Source organism: Endozoicomonas sp. 4G, from assembly GCF_023822025.1.
Taxonomy (GTDB): Bacteria; Pseudomonadota; Gammaproteobacteria; order Pseudomonadales; family Endozoicomonadaceae; genus Endozoicomonas_A.
Genome location: NZ_CP082909.1, coordinates 2,569,830 through 2,585,583 on the forward strand (window position 1 = coordinate 2,569,830; position 15,754 = coordinate 2,585,583).

At 50.6% G+C, this 15,754-nt stretch carries 24 protein-coding genes; 13 read left to right on the plus strand and 11 right to left on the minus strand.

Going from position 1 to position 15,754, the window contains the following annotated elements:
• Nucleotides 1-103: 103 nt before the first annotated feature.
• Nucleotides 104-796: a helix-turn-helix transcriptional regulator gene (locus tag K7B67_RS10035; RefSeq protein ID WP_252180195.1), complete on the minus strand. Its 693-nt coding sequence runs from the start codon at nt 794-796 to the stop codon at nt 104-106.
• Between the two features lie 121 nt (nt 797-917).
• Here K7B67_RS10035 and K7B67_RS10040 point away from each other — a divergent pair, with 121 nt between their 5' ends.
• Genes K7B67_RS10040 through K7B67_RS10050 form a run of 3 tightly spaced genes read left to right on the plus strand, consistent with a single transcriptional unit; the run spans nt 918 to nt 2,487 of the window.
• Complete coding sequence (locus K7B67_RS10040; protein WP_252180196.1) at nt 918-1,124, plus strand: helix-turn-helix transcriptional regulator; 207 nt, start codon at nt 918-920, stop codon at nt 1,122-1,124.
• A gap of 6 nt (nt 1,125-1,130) precedes the next feature.
• Nucleotides 1,131-2,057, plus strand: a complete 927-nt coding sequence (locus K7B67_RS10045) for a primase-helicase zinc-binding domain-containing protein (RefSeq protein WP_252180197.1) — start codon at nt 1,131-1,133, stop codon at nt 2,055-2,057.
• Nucleotides 2,050-2,487, plus strand: coding sequence for a hypothetical protein (locus K7B67_RS10050; protein WP_252180198.1), 438 nt, complete (start codon nt 2,050-2,052; stop codon nt 2,485-2,487). The genes K7B67_RS10045 and K7B67_RS10050 overlap by 8 nt, the downstream gene beginning before the upstream one ends.
• On the opposite strand, the gene K7B67_RS10055 is transcribed toward K7B67_RS10050, so the two are convergent.
• Nucleotides 2,478-4,112, minus strand: a complete 1,635-nt coding sequence (locus tag K7B67_RS10055) for an IS1634 family transposase (protein ID WP_252180199.1) — start codon at nt 4,110-4,112, stop codon at nt 2,478-2,480. The two genes, K7B67_RS10050 and K7B67_RS10055, sit on opposite strands and share 10 nt — an antisense overlap.
• A gap of 70 nt (nt 4,113-4,182) precedes the next feature.
• Here K7B67_RS10055 and K7B67_RS10060 point away from each other — a divergent pair, with 70 nt between their 5' ends.
• From K7B67_RS10060 to K7B67_RS10105, 10 genes are all read left to right on the plus strand, one after another.
• On the plus strand, nt 4,183-5,280 hold the full coding sequence (locus K7B67_RS10060) for a DUF3987 domain-containing protein (protein ID WP_252180200.1): 1,098 nt from the start codon (nt 4,183-4,185) through the stop codon (nt 5,278-5,280).
• A gap of 494 nt (nt 5,281-5,774) precedes the next feature.
• A complete protein-coding gene (locus K7B67_RS10065; protein ID WP_252180201.1) occupies nt 5,775-6,038 on the plus strand; it encodes a hypothetical protein in 264 nt (87 codons plus the stop codon).
• Entirely contained in the window at nt 6,031-6,435 is a 405-nt protein-coding gene (locus K7B67_RS10070; protein ID WP_252180202.1) for a hypothetical protein, read from the plus strand. The genes K7B67_RS10065 and K7B67_RS10070 overlap by 8 nt, the downstream gene beginning before the upstream one ends.
• Nucleotides 6,432-7,013: a transglycosylase SLT domain-containing protein gene (locus tag K7B67_RS10075; RefSeq protein ID WP_252180203.1), complete on the plus strand. Its 582-nt coding sequence runs from the start codon at nt 6,432-6,434 to the stop codon at nt 7,011-7,013. Before K7B67_RS10070 ends, K7B67_RS10075 begins: the two co-directional genes overlap by 4 nt.
• Nucleotides 6,997-7,374 carry a hypothetical protein gene (locus K7B67_RS10080; protein ID WP_252180204.1) on the plus strand — a complete coding sequence of 126 codons (378 nt, stop codon included), beginning with the start codon at nt 6,997-6,999 and terminating at the stop codon, nt 7,372-7,374. The genes K7B67_RS10075 and K7B67_RS10080 overlap by 17 nt, the downstream gene beginning before the upstream one ends.
• The gene (locus K7B67_RS10085; RefSeq protein WP_252180205.1) at nt 7,371-7,784 is read left to right on the plus strand and encodes a hypothetical protein; all 414 of its coding nucleotides are present in this window, start codon (nt 7,371-7,373) and stop codon (nt 7,782-7,784) included. The genes K7B67_RS10080 and K7B67_RS10085 overlap by 4 nt, the downstream gene beginning before the upstream one ends.
• Nucleotides 7,781-7,963: a hypothetical protein gene (locus K7B67_RS10090; RefSeq protein WP_252180206.1), complete on the plus strand. Its 183-nt coding sequence runs from the start codon at nt 7,781-7,783 to the stop codon at nt 7,961-7,963. The genes K7B67_RS10085 and K7B67_RS10090 overlap by 4 nt, the downstream gene beginning before the upstream one ends.
• A complete protein-coding gene (locus tag K7B67_RS10095; protein ID WP_252180207.1) occupies nt 7,960-8,265 on the plus strand; it encodes a hypothetical protein in 306 nt (101 codons plus the stop codon). Before K7B67_RS10090 ends, K7B67_RS10095 begins: the two co-directional genes overlap by 4 nt.
• 24 nt (nt 8,266-8,289) lie before the next feature.
• Nucleotides 8,290-8,571 (plus strand): hypothetical protein, encoded by a 282-nt coding sequence (locus tag K7B67_RS10100; protein ID WP_252180208.1) that lies wholly within the window; start codon nt 8,290-8,292, stop codon nt 8,569-8,571.
• 200 nt (nt 8,572-8,771) lie between these two features.
• Nucleotides 8,772-9,089, plus strand: coding sequence for a hypothetical protein (locus K7B67_RS10105; RefSeq protein ID WP_252180209.1), 318 nt, complete (start codon nt 8,772-8,774; stop codon nt 9,087-9,089).
• Nucleotides 9,090-9,136: 47 nt separating this feature from the next.
• On the opposite strand, the gene K7B67_RS10110 is transcribed toward K7B67_RS10105, so the two are convergent.
• The 9 genes from K7B67_RS10110 to K7B67_RS10150 form a co-directional block, all read right to left on the minus strand.
• Nucleotides 9,137-9,454, minus strand: coding sequence for a hypothetical protein (locus K7B67_RS10110; protein WP_252180210.1), 318 nt, complete (start codon nt 9,452-9,454; stop codon nt 9,137-9,139).
• Between the two features lie 11 nt (nt 9,455-9,465).
• Entirely contained in the window at nt 9,466-9,783 is a 318-nt protein-coding gene (locus K7B67_RS10115) for a hypothetical protein (RefSeq protein WP_252180211.1), read from the minus strand.
• A 64-nt stretch (nt 9,784-9,847) separates the two neighbouring features.
• Nucleotides 9,848-10,930: a contractile injection system protein, VgrG/Pvc8 family gene (locus tag K7B67_RS10120; protein WP_252180212.1), complete on the minus strand. Its 1,083-nt coding sequence runs from the start codon at nt 10,928-10,930 to the stop codon at nt 9,848-9,850.
• Nucleotides 10,927-11,127, minus strand: a complete 201-nt coding sequence (locus tag K7B67_RS10125) for a tail protein X (RefSeq protein WP_252180213.1) — start codon at nt 11,125-11,127, stop codon at nt 10,927-10,929. The genes K7B67_RS10120 and K7B67_RS10125 overlap by 4 nt, the downstream gene beginning before the upstream one ends.
• Nucleotides 11,128-11,135: 8 nt before the next feature.
• On the minus strand, nt 11,136-11,582 hold the full coding sequence (locus K7B67_RS10130; protein WP_252180214.1) for a phage tail protein: 447 nt from the start codon (nt 11,580-11,582) through the stop codon (nt 11,136-11,138).
• Complete coding sequence (locus K7B67_RS10135) at nt 11,579-13,285, minus strand: hypothetical protein (protein WP_252180215.1); 1,707 nt, start codon at nt 13,283-13,285, stop codon at nt 11,579-11,581. Before K7B67_RS10135 ends, K7B67_RS10130 begins: the two co-directional genes overlap by 4 nt.
• Before the next feature lie 153 nt (nt 13,286-13,438).
• Nucleotides 13,439-13,696 carry a phage tail assembly protein gene (locus tag K7B67_RS10140; protein ID WP_252180216.1) on the minus strand — a complete coding sequence of 86 codons (258 nt, stop codon included), beginning with the start codon at nt 13,694-13,696 and terminating at the stop codon, nt 13,439-13,441.
• 14 nt (nt 13,697-13,710) lie between these two features.
• Nucleotides 13,711-14,205: a phage major tail tube protein gene (locus K7B67_RS10145; RefSeq protein ID WP_252180217.1), complete on the minus strand. Its 495-nt coding sequence runs from the start codon at nt 14,203-14,205 to the stop codon at nt 13,711-13,713.
• Complete coding sequence (locus K7B67_RS10150; RefSeq protein ID WP_252180218.1) at nt 14,205-15,707, minus strand: phage tail sheath subtilisin-like domain-containing protein; 1,503 nt, start codon at nt 15,705-15,707, stop codon at nt 14,205-14,207. The genes K7B67_RS10145 and K7B67_RS10150 overlap by 1 nt, the downstream gene beginning before the upstream one ends.
• Nucleotides 15,708-15,754 lie beyond the last annotated feature (47 nt).

Sequence of the window (15,754 nt, forward strand, 5' to 3'; positions counted from 1 at the left end):
CTATAGGCGAACTGGCGAATTGTTATTTTTTGACCTCTAGCCCTTGCGACACTAGGAAAGGTGGTCGGCGAATTTTACCCGCGCATTGTCGAATTCAACGCGATCAATGGTCATGCTCGTACATATACGTAGTAATTCTTTGAATAACAATGCCAGTGATAAACGAGAACGGCTCATCGTTTTCATTACCCTTCAGTGGCTTGTGTGGAATAACCGGATACCGTTTATCAACGGGTTCAAAATGAAGACGACCCGCAGAGTCAGTCAGCTTCCTGATGTAAAACACAATATTATCCTCATGCCTCAAAACGTTTTGGTTGTCTAAACGCCCTCTGCCTTCAGCCACCATGACATACGTGGGTCGGTTGATCTGTATGTTGTCCTGCTTACACAGGTCAATAATCAGCACGTCGCCCACTTCAAACACGGGCTCCATGTCATTGTTCCTGCTACGCCATGCAAAGGCCCTGTTAGTGATATTCAGGTCGTGAACAATCTGGATGTAACGACAGGGTTCAGGGCATATTTCGGCGGTCATGAATTGAAGCACTTCCTTACCTGTTTCCAGGTAAGGCACCTGGCGAGCCTCTACCATCTCATCGCCGTACAATAACCACCTTGTGGTTGTGCCCAGGGCAGTTGCTAATTTTTCCATCGTCGTCAGTTTTAACTCATGGGTGCCGTTCAACGCCATGTTGAGTGACCCACCCGATATGCCAGCCCTGTTACCGAGATCAACGCGTGTTTTGATGCCCTTCTTTTGCATCAAATCAATGACACGATCACGCCAGTCCATCTTCATTACACCTTTCAGTTTTTAGACATGATTATCTTAGACAAAAAAAATATTTTGCATTAACTAATTTTAATTACTAAAAATTAGTCATTGATATTGTCTTTCAGGATTTTGTATTGCTATGACCACCAATCATTTTCTAGTGGACTATCGAATGCAGAACCAGCTCACCCAGCACGACCTGGCGTCACAAATCGGCATTAACTCGGCTGTTTTGTCGCGGCTGGAACGCAACATCGGGAATCGCACTGTACGACGAATCCTTATCTGGTGCGAGACCAACAAAATTAACCCCAGTGATATTTTCCCCCCAGAAGCGTCAGCGTGATGCCTTATGTTTTCCGACACTGTTAAACAGGCTGCGGCTGGCCAGTGGGATATTTTGCTGCAAAACCTGGCAGGCCTGTCAGAACCCGAAACCACCCCGACCAAAGTGGGTATGCCATGCCCGAACTGCGGAGGGCATGACCGGTACGAATTCAAAAGCGTGAATGACGGTTACCATTTATGCAGGGGCTGTGGTGCCGGGGATGGTTGGTCCATGCTGATGAAGCGGCTGGGTGTGGATTTCAGTGAATGCCTTAATCAAGTGGCACAGTACCTGGGGTTAAAGAAAGACGAAATCGATACCACCACGACCAAAACTTGCACCACTGGGACTCGACGCGATACCAGGCATCATGATGACGGTTATCACCATTCGTCCATTGCTGGTAAAGCACACAACATCTGGCAATCATCTGCCCCAGCCAGACCAGACCATCCCTACCTGGTCAGGAAAAAACTTCCCCCTATTAAACTGAAGCAATACAAGGATTCGTTGGTCAGCGCAGTGTATGACACAGGTTACCAGCTGGTCAACTTGCAGTTTATTGGGTGCGATGGCCAGAAACGTTTTTTGAAGGGCGGGCAGACTAAAAACGGTTTTCAATGGTGGCTGCCACACTGGGGATCCAGCAGCTGGACCGTGTATCTCTGTGAAGGGGTGGCTGATGCCTTGGCCACGTATTGCCAGTTTGAACAATGTCGAATGGTAATAGCTGCCTACAGTGTCAGCAACCTTATCAGCCTGGCTCCATTTTTCAGGCAGCAACTACGCGATAGCCGATTGATTGCGGTCATGGACAATGATGAACCGACTCAAAGCCGACCCTGGCGTCCTGGGGCCTCTGTCCTGATGGCACACCGTTGTTTTGATGAAGTTTTGATTCCACCACTGGGCATGGATGCGTCGGATATGTGGGTAAAAAGCCATGGCTGACGATTTTGACAACGTCATTAACCTGGAGGGTATACGAAAAATCCTTGATGCCTTGCTGCCCATGCCTTCGACTTTGGAAGACAACGAGGAAGATTCGGACGATACCCGTAGCCCACCCGTTGTCACACCGGCGATGTTCCCTGGGATGCTCCAACCTATTGTCGACGCCTGTACACAATGTTCTGAAGCTGTTCCGGTATCGGTTGCCATTAATATTTTGATCCGGGTATCGGCCTTGGTTGGCCCTACGATCTATCTACCCATTGGTGATGAAAAGCGTTTATTGAATGAGTTCGTTTTAATGGTCGGACCTAGCGGTTTGGGAAAAGGTGCCAGTAACCACGGCCCAAAACGAATTTTTAAACGGGTAGAAGAATATTTGGCACTGGACCTGGATAATCCCGACATTCACCACCCCAATCAGGAATAAATCGACTGGTACGTAGACCCTAAAATAAAAATGATTGTCGACTGGCTTTCCGTGATGCCTACCACATGCTTCTCCGTCCCGTCGATGACCCAAACATGAATGCCCTCAAAGCAGCTGAAAACCCATCTTCCTGTCGGATTCTGGCCGGGTTTCTTCTTCATGTCTGGAAACGTTCGACTCTGCTTTTTCAGTTCATAGCGGATTCTGTGCTGGATAGCAGCATAGACCATCAGACAAAGAGTCATGATCATTAATAGTGCTTCGATACGTTCCGGCTTTTTGAGATACAGTGAAGACACCAAAAAATCCGGACTTTTCAGGAAGCGAAAACCTCTTTCAACCTGTTGTTGTGATTTGTAGGTCTTCAACAATTCAGCAGTGTTCAGCCGGTCAGTATCGGTATCATTGGTAGCCAACACAAAGCACCCCAAAGAGGCTTGTGCATCCAGCCTTGTTTGCACCGTTACTGAACAGCAACCACTTATGTAATATTCCTGGTAATCGGGTTCTACCCCTTCAGCGGGGCGACCTCTGCCTTTATAGCAGGGTTTAGAGGTAATCTGAGGTTCTGCCTGACAGAGCTCTGATTGTTTCTGCCATTGTTTAAAGGCTTCCATGGCATCAGCTTTGCACCGGAATCCCTTTTTGCTGAGCTTTTCCAGCTTCTGAAATTCTTTGGTGGATTTTTTCCGCATACGCCTTGTGAGCGCTTTCTGTTCTGTCTCCTGGCTTTGCTTATTGCGAAACATGACCCAGCGTTGCTCCACATCCGCATAACCAGACGACACTTCCACAGCTTCGTAATGCTCAAAACCTTCGACCGCCTTCATGGCGCGTGACGGTGCACTTTGCACCAGTTCTTTGCTAGCCCCAATATTGAGAGGAACCCGGGATATGAACCACTGATCCTGCTGGTCAAGCTCCTTAACCGTTTCTGAGGTGTACAGAGCAGCATCACCGACGAAGTACCTGGATTCCAAAGCCGCTTTGAAACTTTTCAGATGTTCGGATACCACCAGTTTGAAGCTGGTCTTATCCGTTACATTGCCACTGGCAGCCTTCATAAACAGGGGGATGCCTGCTTTGTTTTCTGTCATCAGAAGCAATATGGCCTGATTTAAATCCGGACGATGATCACGACTGTAGCCTTTGCACAACCTAATGCAGTTGAGGTCTTCATCGTCCTCTTCGCTGTCGCTGTTATAACGTCCATCGACGTGTATGCTGGTGCCGTCGAGATTTAGGGCATCGCATGGGAGCTTGAGATGTTTTACGACCTTGATAGCCAGTTCAAAATAGACTTTACTGGCATTGAGTTCAAAGAGTTCATCCAGCGTCCTGCCCAGAACCTTGTCGTTTATATGCTCAGGCTTAATACCGGGCCTGATCAGTTTATCAAGAGGTTTATTGGCGAAGAACCGGGGAAACATATGCAGAGATTGTCCGGTAAAGCCCAGACCATTGATGATCATGGCAACGACAGACTCACCATGGGATATATGCCAGTCATTAGATACCTTGGGGGCTCTTTTATCGATATGTTCGGCAATTCCAAGCTCTTTGCACATTCCAGCCACTAAACCAAGGTGATCCATGACCTGACTGCGGTATTGAACGGGAGGCATAAGGGGGTTTCCTGATATTTGCTTATCTCATAAATAGCAGAATTCAGGAAAATGTCAGGTGAGGTGGTGAATGTCGGATAATCAATTTCAGTTAGGAAAAAGCAAGGGCTTAAAAGACTACCCGTTTTTAAAAGTGCATTCCGGTGGTCTTAGCAGCGGGGAGGGTCTGGCGGCGGCCTTGGACGATGGCGAGGGTGAAGGTAAATCCATTTCAGTGACCGACAAACGTATGCTGATTTTTGAACCTGAGTTTGCCAATTCCATGAATATGGCCCAACGCAGTGGGAATATCCTGATAATGGTTCTGCGCAACGCTTACGACGGGGTCAACATCGAACCGCTGACCAAAAGAGATAAAGTCCGGGTCAGTGATCCCCATGTCTGCCTAATAGCCCATATCACCGCCAGGGAACTGTCCAATCACGATCAATTCAATATGTTGGCTAACAACGGTATGTTGAACCGGTTCCTGATCCTGTGGCAACAGCCCGTTAAAGAAATAGCGTTCCCGGAACCCATCGACCAGGACACGGTAGACCAGATGGCTGAGACTCTGGCCAGTCGGATTCTAATGGCCAGGAAAGGCAGCCATGAAACCCACTGGAGAAAGGTCAGGAAGAACCTAACCCCGATTTCGCTGAGTCATGACGCAATCACGCTGTGGGAAAGGGAGTACGGTCGGCTGTTGAACCGCGCCGATTGTGAAACCGTGATGATACTGACCCGTCGTCATCGTTTACACGCCCTGATCCTGGCGTCACTGTTTGCCATTATTAATGGTCGCACTGAGATTCAGGTCGCAGATATTCAGTCTGCTTTGGCCTGGTGTGAATATAGCCGACAAAGCGTGGTGTACATTTTTAACTCCATCCGCGAACAGAAAACCGCACAAGCCACGTACTCGTTGTCCAGGAAAGTGTTGTTTGCTATATATCGTATCAGCGACAAGTCAAGCCAATGCACAAAGACTGACATTCACAACTGGTTCAGCCGAAAATTGAAGTCCGGGCAAATCCAGGCTTGTCTTGAGTACCTGCTTAATCATATTCCGCCATTGATCGAACAATACCCCATCACCAACAAAAATAAACGAACCATCCCATCCTACCGACTGACCAAAGCAGCCAGAAAGCACCTTAATGATAACCTCAATGGAGGTTCAAGATGAATAACCATCTGGATAACCATCCCTATTTTGATGGTGAATCGGAGTCCTGCCTGACTGCAATAGCCAATGACCAGGATACATTTTCCACCCTGATCAGACATTCCGATTGCGGGTCTGATGACCTGAAATATTTGTTCGCTAACCTCGCACAAATTTGGTCAGAGGCTTCGCTCCAGGCATCGTCGGAACAAGCAATCAGGAAAGCGGATGTGATAAAGGATAAACCAGGGAGCCGGGCGCTAATCAAGCCAACTAAGCAGCCCCCTGACCTTTTCCCATAGGGTTTTCTATGAGTCAGGACACCCGGCAAAGCGGCTTGTCCTGATCGGGAAATAATGGTTCCCGACTTAGTTCTGGTGATTAGCCAAGTCAAGCGAGCGGGAACCAGTCTACCAAACAGACCATCGTGTACACAAGGTACATTCAACCCGTGGGGCAGACGCCCCTAAGTCTAACCAACCATCAGCCCGGAATCATCCGGGCGGGAGGTTCGGATGCAACTTAATTCAACGGACAATCTTAAATACAGTGATGCAGCCTATTCCAGGGCGCGTCGATCCCGATCTGAACCATTAGGCCTGGCCTTGCTAGCTGACCGTGACCAGCAGCGTGAACAACTGCAACAAGACATGGCTGTTTTTGAAAAAAGTCATGTTGTGACGTGTTTGCAACAGGGCATCTGCCAGGGACTGGGAAAGTTTGAGCCTGAAAACCTGAGCCTGTTCGGTGTACTGAACGAATGGTCATCCCATGGGTAAGTTCAGTCGTGACAAGGGCGCAACGGGCGAGCGTGAGTTTATCCAGCTGGTCGATAAGCTGACCCATGGCCAAATCCAGCTTAAACGTAATCTTGACCAGTGCCGTGAGGGTGGTGATGACTTCCTGGGGCATGACCAGTTCAGCATTGAGGTGAAGCGGTGGCGACGGTTTAAAGACAGGGATATCACGGACTGTTGGACCCAGGCAGCCAACAACGCTGGTCGTTTAAATAAACTTCCTGTGCTGGCCTGGCGTCCCGATTACCAGTGCTGGCGCGTCATGATTCACCCGCAATTACATTTTCCGCTAAACGATGTACGGGGCTGCTTCAGCATGGACATCGAGCTGTTCTGTCATTTACTGACCCATCCTGATTTTATGAAGGTTAAGCCATGAACAACATACAGACGTTTGATATTCGGCATCATGCCCAGGCGTTCAAAATTCCGCCGCTGATTGTACAGGGCATCATAAAAGTGGAAAGCGACGGCAATCCGTACGCCTACCGGGCCGAACCATCTTATCAGTATTTATATGACGTCGATCAAGATGAACCGTTTCGTGATTTAACCCAGGCTGAAATGGACCAGGACTCTGCACCGGATGATTTCCCCTGGTACAAGGCGATTTCCAGCCAGGACACGGAATGGTATGGACAGCAGTGTAGTTGGGGGCCAATGCAGGTTATGGGGGCAGTAGCAAGGGAAAGGGGGTTCAGAAAATCATTTCCGGAGCTGTGCAGTTTTGATGACGGGGTTTACTGGGGTTGCGCCCATTTGCAATGGCTGGCAGGCCGATACCTGGACGAAGGCTGGAACAGTGTGATATCAGCTTATAACCAGGGAAGCCCCCGCCGGAACGACGACGGCACATTCTGCAACCAGGAGTATGTCGAAAACGTCTGGATGGCCATGCAGGACATTGCCTGTGATACGGCCATCATCCGGGAGATGCTGAATGCGCCATCGTCCTGACGCCATCGATGCCCTGCTGGAAGCCTGGGCAGGCTGGCGGATTACCTATGAGCTGTATGAAGGCACGGGTGACAGCCCCATCGCCCACTTTCGTGACCCGGTGAGCTCCCACCCGTTCGGGTCCCGGGTTCTGTGGTACGGCTACATTTGCAGCGAACTGTCCCAGCTGAACAGCAAGATGATTGCTGAACTGGGTGGGGAGCGGGTCAGCCTGTTGGTGATGATGTATGGACGGCCCGGCACGATTGCCCGGAAAGCGCAACAGCTGGATCTTTGCGTCCGTACTTTGGCCCGTATCCGGAAACGGGCACGGCGGTTGGCCGAGCTTTTTATTGAACGAAACAAGCGGAAAGTATCATGACAAACAATGAATCAAGCAATATTCGGTTTAATGATTTAAGTGACCAGGAACAAAAATTACTCCGTCGTCTGGTTGACAGTTTTATGTTAACAGCCGGTGGTTTAAAGCCACTTCCGGATCAATATATAAAAGATGCCGTGAATTGTATGTGTAACGTTTTTCTGACGTTATTGACCGACGTCATCCTGTGTCCAAAATCCGACCTGATCAATCATGCGTTTAATGAATCACATTGTTCAAGTTCCAAGATAAATTTAACCCTGATGATTGTCGTTTCGTCGACGCTACTGGGGCAACAGGAAGTTCGGAAAATTTTGATGCAGGCGCTGTTTGAACTGGACAATTTAAAAGAGATGGGGGATCTGTTCCTGGACTGTTCCAGAAGTGCAATCAGGCGTCAGATAGTATGAACCTGACTTTTGAAGACCGGATCCTTGGGGGCAGTGCCGAGGATGCGATCAAAGACATCCGTCGAAAAGTCGAAGACCCTGCCAACCTCAACAGCCTGCTGCGGCATGAGCAGGCACATATGAAGCGCAGCACTGTGATCAGGGTCATTCGTGACAAACTAAAGAGGTGCAGATCATGAGCCATGAAATACATGCTTACCCGGCGAAGGATAATGATGAGTTTCCAACAGAAATTGCCTATTTCAAACGGACTGCATTTGATTCGTCGAATAAAACTATTTACCAGCTACTTCATTGCGAAGATTTATATCATAACCATAGTGGTATCAATGAAGACCGGGTTTTCAGTCGAACAGCGATTATGAATGCACTGGGTCGGTTGTCTAGCTGGAATAATGATTTGAAGTTCTATAAAGAAAAGATTTTTTTGGAAACTTGCCTGGATAATATCGATGGGGATGTTCGGATATGGTTTCGTTGAATAGGCAACACAGTGGGTGATGGTATGAACACTGAAGTAAGTTATGACCGATATGGCCGGATGAACTACCACCCGGACTTTCATCCGAATCACAAGCTGCCCTGGTCGTCACAGGATCAGCAATACCTGATTGATATGTACGAAAAGATAGGACCTGACCAGGTCGCCCTGACACTGGGCAGGACGATCGGGGTGGTGATGACCCGTGCTTATGAATTGCGTAAGAAAGGGTTGATGCCTAAGCGGTCTATTAAAAGGCAGTTTCCCAGGAATGGGAGAGAGGGGGGGGACGACAAATGTCGTTAAATCTGAAATCTGAATCAGATGAAGATTAGCGTCAGATTGTCTACGTGATTAAAGCCATAGTTACCAAGGGCTTGATCGTTTTTGTTCACTGTATTCAGTCTTAATGGTGGGCACCATGGTGGGCACCATGGTGAGCAAAAAAACTTGATTTTGCACACTAGACAAAACGGTTTTTATGGTATCAACTGGAGGATTTTATTATGAACACAAAGCCGACCGGTTACATTTGCGTTGAAATGGAAACAGGAGCTTGTGATGGAATTTATACCGAAAAATCTACTGCTGAATTCATGATCGGCTTTCTGGCAGCTTTGTGGTTTGGATCTCACTGGACTCTTAAAACTGCTTACAAGGGTGATACTGTTCGGAATCGATTCCATCATGAACAGCATATGGAGGAAAAACTAAGACGACTGTATGGCGAACCTGACTATGAAGCGGCTGACGAATATTACCGGCTGGATACACTGAAAAATAATATGAAAATGTATAGAAATCGGGAAAATTTGAACAGGTAGGCATAGACGTGTATAGATTTTCGGATTTTCTATACACGTCTTATCATTTATTCTGTCATTGACACATCAGTCCAGTACTCAACAGTCTCACCCGGCTTGCGAAGCCTGACCAAGCCAGACAATAGTTCAGTGTCTGAAATAAAGATTTTCTGACCCGGTTCCAGCATGATGCATTCGCCGGTCAATATACCGGCACCCAGGCTTTTAACAAACGCATCCCTGTCTCCCTGGGCAGCATACAACGCTGTTTTTGAGTAAAAATCCTTGCTTTGACAGGCAAAACTTTCAGCAACAATTTTATGTCCTACTGCTAATGCGCTGTTAGCAGCTGTCACCAGTGCCAGGGAAAGTAATATTTTTTTCATAGTAAACCGTTTTAATTGGTATAAACAGGTACAGAACCACTGAACCTAAAGTCACAGTTTGAAATCGAACCGATCCGAACCTGGCACTGTCGATAGATGCCATCTTCTAATATAACCGCTGGCCCGCTGTATTTTTGATCACAACCGGATACTTTTCCCTGAAAGATTTCACACTGGCGATAGGCCCCATTTTCCTTAATCACCGCCGTGCCAGTGTACTTACCGCCACACTGGCTGACCTGGCCATGATTGATTGAGCAGGTTCTGAACTCCCCGGCGACCGCAGCGCCTGCTATTACCCAACTAAACAGGAATAACCAGTATTTCATTTCAATATCCAGTGAAACTTGAAACCTGAATAGTACCCTTTTTATGCCTTAACCATCATCAGGACTAATACTGGCTATCCATCGGTTGCCACAGGCTGCCTGATGTGACGTAACCTTGTGTGTCCAGACGATGGCTGACCTCGTTCAGTATCCAGACTTTCTGGCCATCATCACCCATGAGCTCCGGGCGGGCATCGGTAAAGTGGACGTGGGCACCGGCTACCAGGTCGGCCCTGCCGGGCAGGGTGATGGTTAATTGCTGGCTTTGGTGCTTGAGATCCCGGTATTTATGTTCTGCCATTTTTCGCGCAGTTTCGGTGTCTTTCTGGATATCCTGGATGGTGTAAATTCGCACGTCAGACAGGCCGGTGTCGGTACCCGATGCGGGGGGGGTGTAGTCAGGGTAGTAGGTCTCCTGGTATTTGGGTTCTGAATTATCAGTCGAGCTGTTTGGGTTCCTGGACCAGACCCGGACGTGGTCGTATTCACTTTTATTAACGATGGCTAGCTGCCAGTTGCTCAGGTCGCGCAGGGACAGCGTCACCGGGTCCGCCTGAGTGCCGTCTTCACGGGCGTAGCCCTGGTCTTCTTCATAGATGCCGATGGTGTGGCCATCGGAGTTGTAAAAGCCCCCTACCCGTCTTGCCAATCTGACCAGGAACGCCGTGTCAGTTTCGTTGACCTGGTCCAGGTGATCAAACCAGATATCTTTAAGGGATTTATCAACGTGGGCTTTAAGGGTGTCGCCCTTTTTGTTCCGACGATTTTGGGCGATGCTTTCTACCACGGTTAATAAAGTGGCAGCGTCCCAGCTTTTGCTGACCTGGTTGTTCATGCCTGCGCTGGTTTTCTCGGTGCTGCCGCTGAAGTACAGTGCGTCCGGTGGGCCTTTCAGGCCGACCTCATCAACCGTGTACGTGCCCATGCTGGTGAGCTCACCTTTTTCGCTATAGCCGATGTAGATGGTGACCTCATCGCCCACCGGGGGAATGATGAGCTGCTGATTGATGTCGCTGAGGTTGATCTCGAAACTGTCGGCGGTGCCTTTGACGTTCTTTTTCACCTGCAGGTGAAATAGACGACGCTTGACCAAGTTGGTGGCGTCGTCGTTAAAGCTGGCCACGCCAATTTTAAAGTCGGGGGTCATTGCAGGGGGATGTTGATCATTTGGGAGGGGAGTTGGGGCAGGTCGGGTAATTCAATGATTAACCCGGATGGCAGTTTTTCGGGCTGTTCGCACAGGCCGGGGTTGGCGTTTAGCACTTCGAAGATGACGTCGGTGCGATCGTAGTGTCGCCAGCAGATGTGGTCCAGCATGTCGTTCTGGACGGTTCGGTATTGCATAGCAGATGTTAAATTCCCAGGTTGTCGACGCTGCTTTTTAGCAAGTTGCCTGCTACTTCTGTCAGGTAATCGGCCAGGCTGGCGTATTGCACCAGGCCGATCGTAAAATCGATAGACCTGGGGTCGCCGGTGTCCATAAAACAGGTGTCGACCTCTTTGAAACTGGTAATGCACCAGGCCCCCAGGCTCAGCCCGCTGCTGCAAAAAAATGGCATGGGAATGCCCAGGCCTGCGGATTGTTCCAGAATCATCAACTCTAACCGGCTTCCGTATTGACCGGGGTAAATTTTGCCTTCGATATTAATGGTGTTTTCGCCATGGCCCAGGTATTGATAGACCGGTTGTCGTCCGATCACCGTCTGAGACGCCCAGCTGAAGTTGGTTGACTTGGTGAGCTTGTCATAGGTGTTGCCATTGACGCTGAACACGGTGGCACCCAGGATCATCATAATCATGCTACGGCCTCCGGTTGATTGAAGCCGTCTGCGGTTGCCCGGTCGCTCTGGACAGAACGGATATGACGTTCGATCTCGCTGGCCAGCTGTTCACCGCTTTGGCCTGGTTGCTGGGTGATGTTGAAGGTGACGCGGTTGTCCTGGTTGACGGTCGCAGTGTGCGACGGTTGTCGGGACTCCAGTAATTGCATGGCTTCATCCTGGGCGCTTTGGTTTATTTGTTGTTGTTCATTATCTATGGGGTGTCGCAGTGTGCGACGCATGGGTTCGTTTTCCTTGTACTGCTGATGAAGAACGGCTTCTAACTTCAACGTTTTCTGTTCAGTAGCATCAGCATGATTAGTAGTTACAGGCTTATTAAGTGGCTGTCGCGCTTCCAGTAATTGCTGTGCCATTTTGCGATTAAAGGGTGCGTAAGGTCGGTTGAGACGTTTCCCGGCATCGTCCTGCTGTTTTCTAAGGGCGCGTCGCCTGGCCTGTTCTTCTTCATGCTCCTGCAGTTGCTGTTGCCGTTGCTGGTCTTCTTCATCGGGGCCAAACCATTTCATCACCAGGTCTGACAGGGTGGTCATGGCCGCGACGATTTTTGGCAGGCTGACGGCCAGGGCGACCAGTCCGGCAGTCAGGGATTTCAGGGTGGTGCCCAGGGTTTTGGAAAACTCGCCGATGTCGTCGCGGTTTTGCTTGAACCAGGTCGACAGCTCTTCGGCCCACTGTCGCATTTGCGGGGCCAGCTCAGTGCCGACCAGGCCACTCAATTCCTTAAATGCCTGGCCCAGGGTAGAACTAAGTTCCCCCCAGGCAATACCGAACGACTGTGCGCCTTTGATGGCTTCAACACTGCCTATGTAAAGCTGCTCCTGGCGTTTAACCAGGTCATCAAAGGGCACTTGCAAGCTGTTGATGTAACCGATGAATTCCTTGGCCTTGCCACCCAGTAATATGTCAGCCCCGGATATAGCCCCCTGGCCACCGATTTTCTGGGCCTGCCTGATGATGGCCTTGAACTGTTCATCCGGCTTTAGTCGCTTCAACTGCTCAAAGTCCAGCCTTAGGATTTTCATGGCGTCTTTGACTTCGGTTGTTTGTTCTGCCAAGCCCTTGGATTCACCAAACTTGTTGTTAAGCTCCTGGATCAGGTCACTGACATCGTTCGCATCGCCACCCACCTGGCTGATGATGGATGACCATATCCCCATTTCTTTGGCACTGATGCCCGCCGCCTGTGCCAGGTTCGCCTGCTCAGCGGTCAGCTTGTTGGTCAGGGTAATCGCTGACAGTGCCAGCCCCAGGGACGGGGCAGCGACCATGGCCTGCTGCCCGATAAAGCTTCTGGCACCACGCAGCCGTTCCGACCGGGCATCGATCTGCTCCCGGTGTTGCAGGGCTACGTTGTTTTTTTCCAACTGCCTGTTTAGCTTGGCTTCGGCGTCCCCCAGGTTGTTGACGCTGATCCCCATCTTGCGTGCGTCATCACTGGCGGCACTGAGGCGGGCTTCAGTGATTCGTATGCGACGTGCCAGGGTGTCGGTGACGTCGCCACTGGCCTCGGCTTCCTTCTTCAGCTTTTCCAGCTGGTCAGTAAAGCGCCGGACTGCATTCAGCTTTTTCATCTGCTGGTTCAGCTCTTTCTGCTGCTGTCCCAGCTCTTCGGATGATTCGGTGGCTTCTTTGAAGACCTTGCCGACGGTTTTGTCTAGCAAGGCCCCGACGCTAATGTTTAGGGATAGGTTTCTTGGCATGGCGGTTTACTGAAGGTAGCGCCTTGATCCATTGAAATAGTTCGTCAACGGTCATGGCCAGTATTTCGGATAGGGTCCAATTGACTTGCTTTGACAGGGTGATGACGGCCTTTCTTAAGATGTCTCCCCGATATCCTGCATCTTTAGCATGCCTTTCTGTATCCTCATGTAGTCAGCCAGGTCCATGGTTTTTATGTCGTCGGGACTGACGCATGACAAGTTGGCCAGCAGCCAGATTTCGGCTTCCTGGTCACTGCGGCCATTTTGGGTACTGTTCAGCATATCGCCGATGGTGGGTCGTCGCACTTTTAGGGTGCTGGTTTCAACGCCATTACATTTAATGGGGTATTTAAGATTGAATGTTTGGCTCATGACTATCTCTTCATTTATATGGCCAGTGCGTTTCGGATTTGTTCCATGCGATCGACACCGTTGACGATCTGGATATAGGCGGCGGGATCGATCTCGTGCAGCACCTGGCCGCCGATTTCTTCCTGGTAATAGGTCAGGCCGGTGGTGACGGTGAGGGTGGGTTTTTCGCCGGGTGTCCAGTCGCCCCGGTCCAGCACGTTGATTAAACCCCGCATGGTCAGCACGATGGCGGTTGTGGTGCCGTCCTGACCGACTGCGGCACCCCGGAACACGACCGCGACGGGGTCACCGACGCACCAGAGTGCGACCACTTTCGATTCGTAGTCCGACATGACCCAGCTGGCCTCCATTCGCTCCAGGCCCATGTCGATGTCGATGGGCGCAGGCATACCTGCCCCACGGTATTCCTCCGTTAGCCGGGTCAGAACCGGCGGCGTCAGGGTGTCGGCCTTGCCTGCATAATTTACGCCGTCAACAAACAGGTTGGTGTTTTTGATGATGCTGTCCATTACGCCGCCTCCGCAGTGATGATGCTGTAGTAGTCGTCGGTGAGGATGCTCTGGAAAGTCATGTGTTCCGCAGGGGCCGGTGGGGTGAAGTCGAAATTCCAGTAAACTTTGCCTGCGGCCAGCTTTTCGGGGGTGTTCAGTTCAGGGTCTGGCCAGCATTTGCCGCCCAGTAATGCACCCATGGCGATCAGGGAGCGGATGTAGGCATTGACCCCGGCCTGTACGTCGGATATATAGGTTTTGTTGATGCAGTGGTCGACGGCCCACAAGTGTTCACGTTGCAGTGAATCGTTAAGCAGGTCGGCGGTGCGTACGACATTGATAAACGCCCACTTGGGATCGTCAGAGCAGGTGCGGTTGCCCCACAAGCGATAGCCATCCTGCTGGATAATGGTGGTGACTTCGTTTTCGTTCAGGTAGTTGGCGCGGCTGTTGACGTCGCCTAATGTGAAATCGACGGGACGGGTCAGGCCGTTGATGCCGTAGATCAACTGGTTGGATGGGGACCACCAAAATCCCAGCTGGTTGTCGATCCGGGCAATGAGTCCGGCGATATACGCTGAATTGCTTACCTTGATTTCTTCTGAAGTCACTGTATCAAAAGCCAGTACTCCGGGGTCGGAAAGGTACAGGCGTTTGTTGCCGAAATTATTTCTGTAAGCAATCACATCTTCGTCAGTAGTGTCAGGGCCTTCGATGGGTGCAATGGCCCTCATTCGGTCAGCGATGGGTTGCAAAGCCGATGCGACGCATTGGTCGTCGGTGAATCCGGGGGCGATAAGTATTTTGGGCTGAACACCGGTGACGCATTCAGCGCCGAGGAATGCCTGCATCCCTGTGTACTGGCCGTTTTCGTCGACACCGCCGATGATGTTCCCGGTGGTGTCTGCGTCATCGGTGCCCTCTTCTACCCGGACGACAATGACCATGGCACCGACCTGGTTAAAGATGGCGGTCATGGCCAGGGGCAGTGTGCCGGTGTCGCCCAGTTTGGCGGCCTCGATCTGGGAACCGGCGATTAATACGGGTTTGTTGTAGGGGAAAGGTTCGGATGCGCCGCCGGACAGGAATTGGTTCTGCGCTTTCATTACCCCGGAGCCGTCGGATGTGCCGTAGTGGGCGGCGGTCACGATAGTATCGGCATCATTAATCAGTGTGACGACTTCGATGGCGGTAGAAATTAAAGCACTGTCGCCATCGGTGGCCAGCGACACTTCAACCCTGGTGCCGGATGTTGAGATGGCCAGTGTCGAACTGGCGCTACCGGGATCGACCAGAACCACCTGGATGTTATTGCCCACCACGCCAGGTAATGCGGCAACCATCAGCACTGATGTATTAGTCAGCTCGCTGCCGACGATGGCTGTGGCGGGTACGGCAGGGCACGCGTCAGGGGCTGTGCCTACCACGCCAATGACGGACGACTTGACGGTTTGGATGGGGCGCGGCCCTGTGTCGACTTCGACGATTTCGACACCGTGGAGGAAGGCGGTGCTTGACATGAGGGTTCTCCGGGTGAAAAAAAACCGCCAGAAGGCGGTGTATAAAT

Coding starts and splice junctions, on each gene's coding strand:
- K7B67_RS10140 (WP_252180216.1), bottom strand. CDS start 13,696: ATGAGCCAAACATTCAATCTTAAATACCCCATTAAATGTAATGGCGTT.
- K7B67_RS10105 (WP_252180209.1), top strand. CDS start 8,772: ATGAACACAAAGCCGACCGGTTACATTTGCGTTGAAATGGAAACAGGA.
- K7B67_RS10150 (WP_252180218.1), bottom strand. CDS start 15,707: ATGTCAAGCACCGCCTTCCTCCACGGTGTCGAAATCGTCGAAGTCGAC.
- K7B67_RS10120 (WP_252180212.1), bottom strand. CDS start 10,930: ATGACCCCCGACTTTAAAATTGGCGTGGCCAGCTTTAACGACGACGCC.
- K7B67_RS10055 (WP_252180199.1), bottom strand. CDS start 4,112: ATGCCTCCCGTTCAATACCGCAGTCAGGTCATGGATCACCTTGGTTTA.
- K7B67_RS10045 (WP_252180197.1), top strand. CDS start 1,131: ATGTTTTCCGACACTGTTAAACAGGCTGCGGCTGGCCAGTGGGATATT.
- K7B67_RS10110 (WP_252180210.1), bottom strand. CDS start 9,454: ATGAAAAAAATATTACTTTCCCTGGCACTGGTGACAGCTGCTAACAGC.
- K7B67_RS10080 (WP_252180204.1), top strand. CDS start 6,997: ATGCGCCATCGTCCTGACGCCATCGATGCCCTGCTGGAAGCCTGGGCA.
- K7B67_RS10125 (WP_252180213.1), bottom strand. CDS start 11,127: ATGCAATACCGAACCGTCCAGAACGACATGCTGGACCACATCTGCTGG.
- K7B67_RS10130 (WP_252180214.1), bottom strand. CDS start 11,582: ATGATTATGATGATCCTGGGTGCCACCGTGTTCAGCGTCAATGGCAAC.
- K7B67_RS10095 (WP_252180207.1), top strand. CDS start 7,960: ATGAGCCATGAAATACATGCTTACCCGGCGAAGGATAATGATGAGTTT.
- K7B67_RS10035 (WP_252180195.1), bottom strand. CDS start 796: ATGGACTGGCGTGATCGTGTCATTGATTTGATGCAAAAGAAGGGCATC.
- K7B67_RS10090 (WP_252180206.1), top strand. CDS start 7,781: ATGAACCTGACTTTTGAAGACCGGATCCTTGGGGGCAGTGCCGAGGAT.
- K7B67_RS10075 (WP_252180203.1), top strand. CDS start 6,432: ATGAACAACATACAGACGTTTGATATTCGGCATCATGCCCAGGCGTTC.
- K7B67_RS10085 (WP_252180205.1), top strand. CDS start 7,371: ATGACAAACAATGAATCAAGCAATATTCGGTTTAATGATTTAAGTGAC.
- K7B67_RS10040 (WP_252180196.1), top strand. CDS start 918: ATGACCACCAATCATTTTCTAGTGGACTATCGAATGCAGAACCAGCTC.
- K7B67_RS10145 (WP_252180217.1), bottom strand. CDS start 14,205: ATGGACAGCATCATCAAAAACACCAACCTGTTTGTTGACGGCGTAAAT.
- K7B67_RS10050 (WP_252180198.1), top strand. CDS start 2,050: ATGGCTGACGATTTTGACAACGTCATTAACCTGGAGGGTATACGAAAA.
- K7B67_RS10070 (WP_252180202.1), top strand. CDS start 6,031: ATGGGTAAGTTCAGTCGTGACAAGGGCGCAACGGGCGAGCGTGAGTTT.
- K7B67_RS10065 (WP_252180201.1), top strand. CDS start 5,775: ATGCAACTTAATTCAACGGACAATCTTAAATACAGTGATGCAGCCTAT.
- K7B67_RS10100 (WP_252180208.1), top strand. CDS start 8,290: ATGAACACTGAAGTAAGTTATGACCGATATGGCCGGATGAACTACCAC.
- K7B67_RS10060 (WP_252180200.1), top strand. CDS start 4,183: ATGTCGGATAATCAATTTCAGTTAGGAAAAAGCAAGGGCTTAAAAGAC.
- K7B67_RS10115 (WP_252180211.1), bottom strand. CDS start 9,783: ATGAAATACTGGTTATTCCTGTTTAGTTGGGTAATAGCAGGCGCTGCG.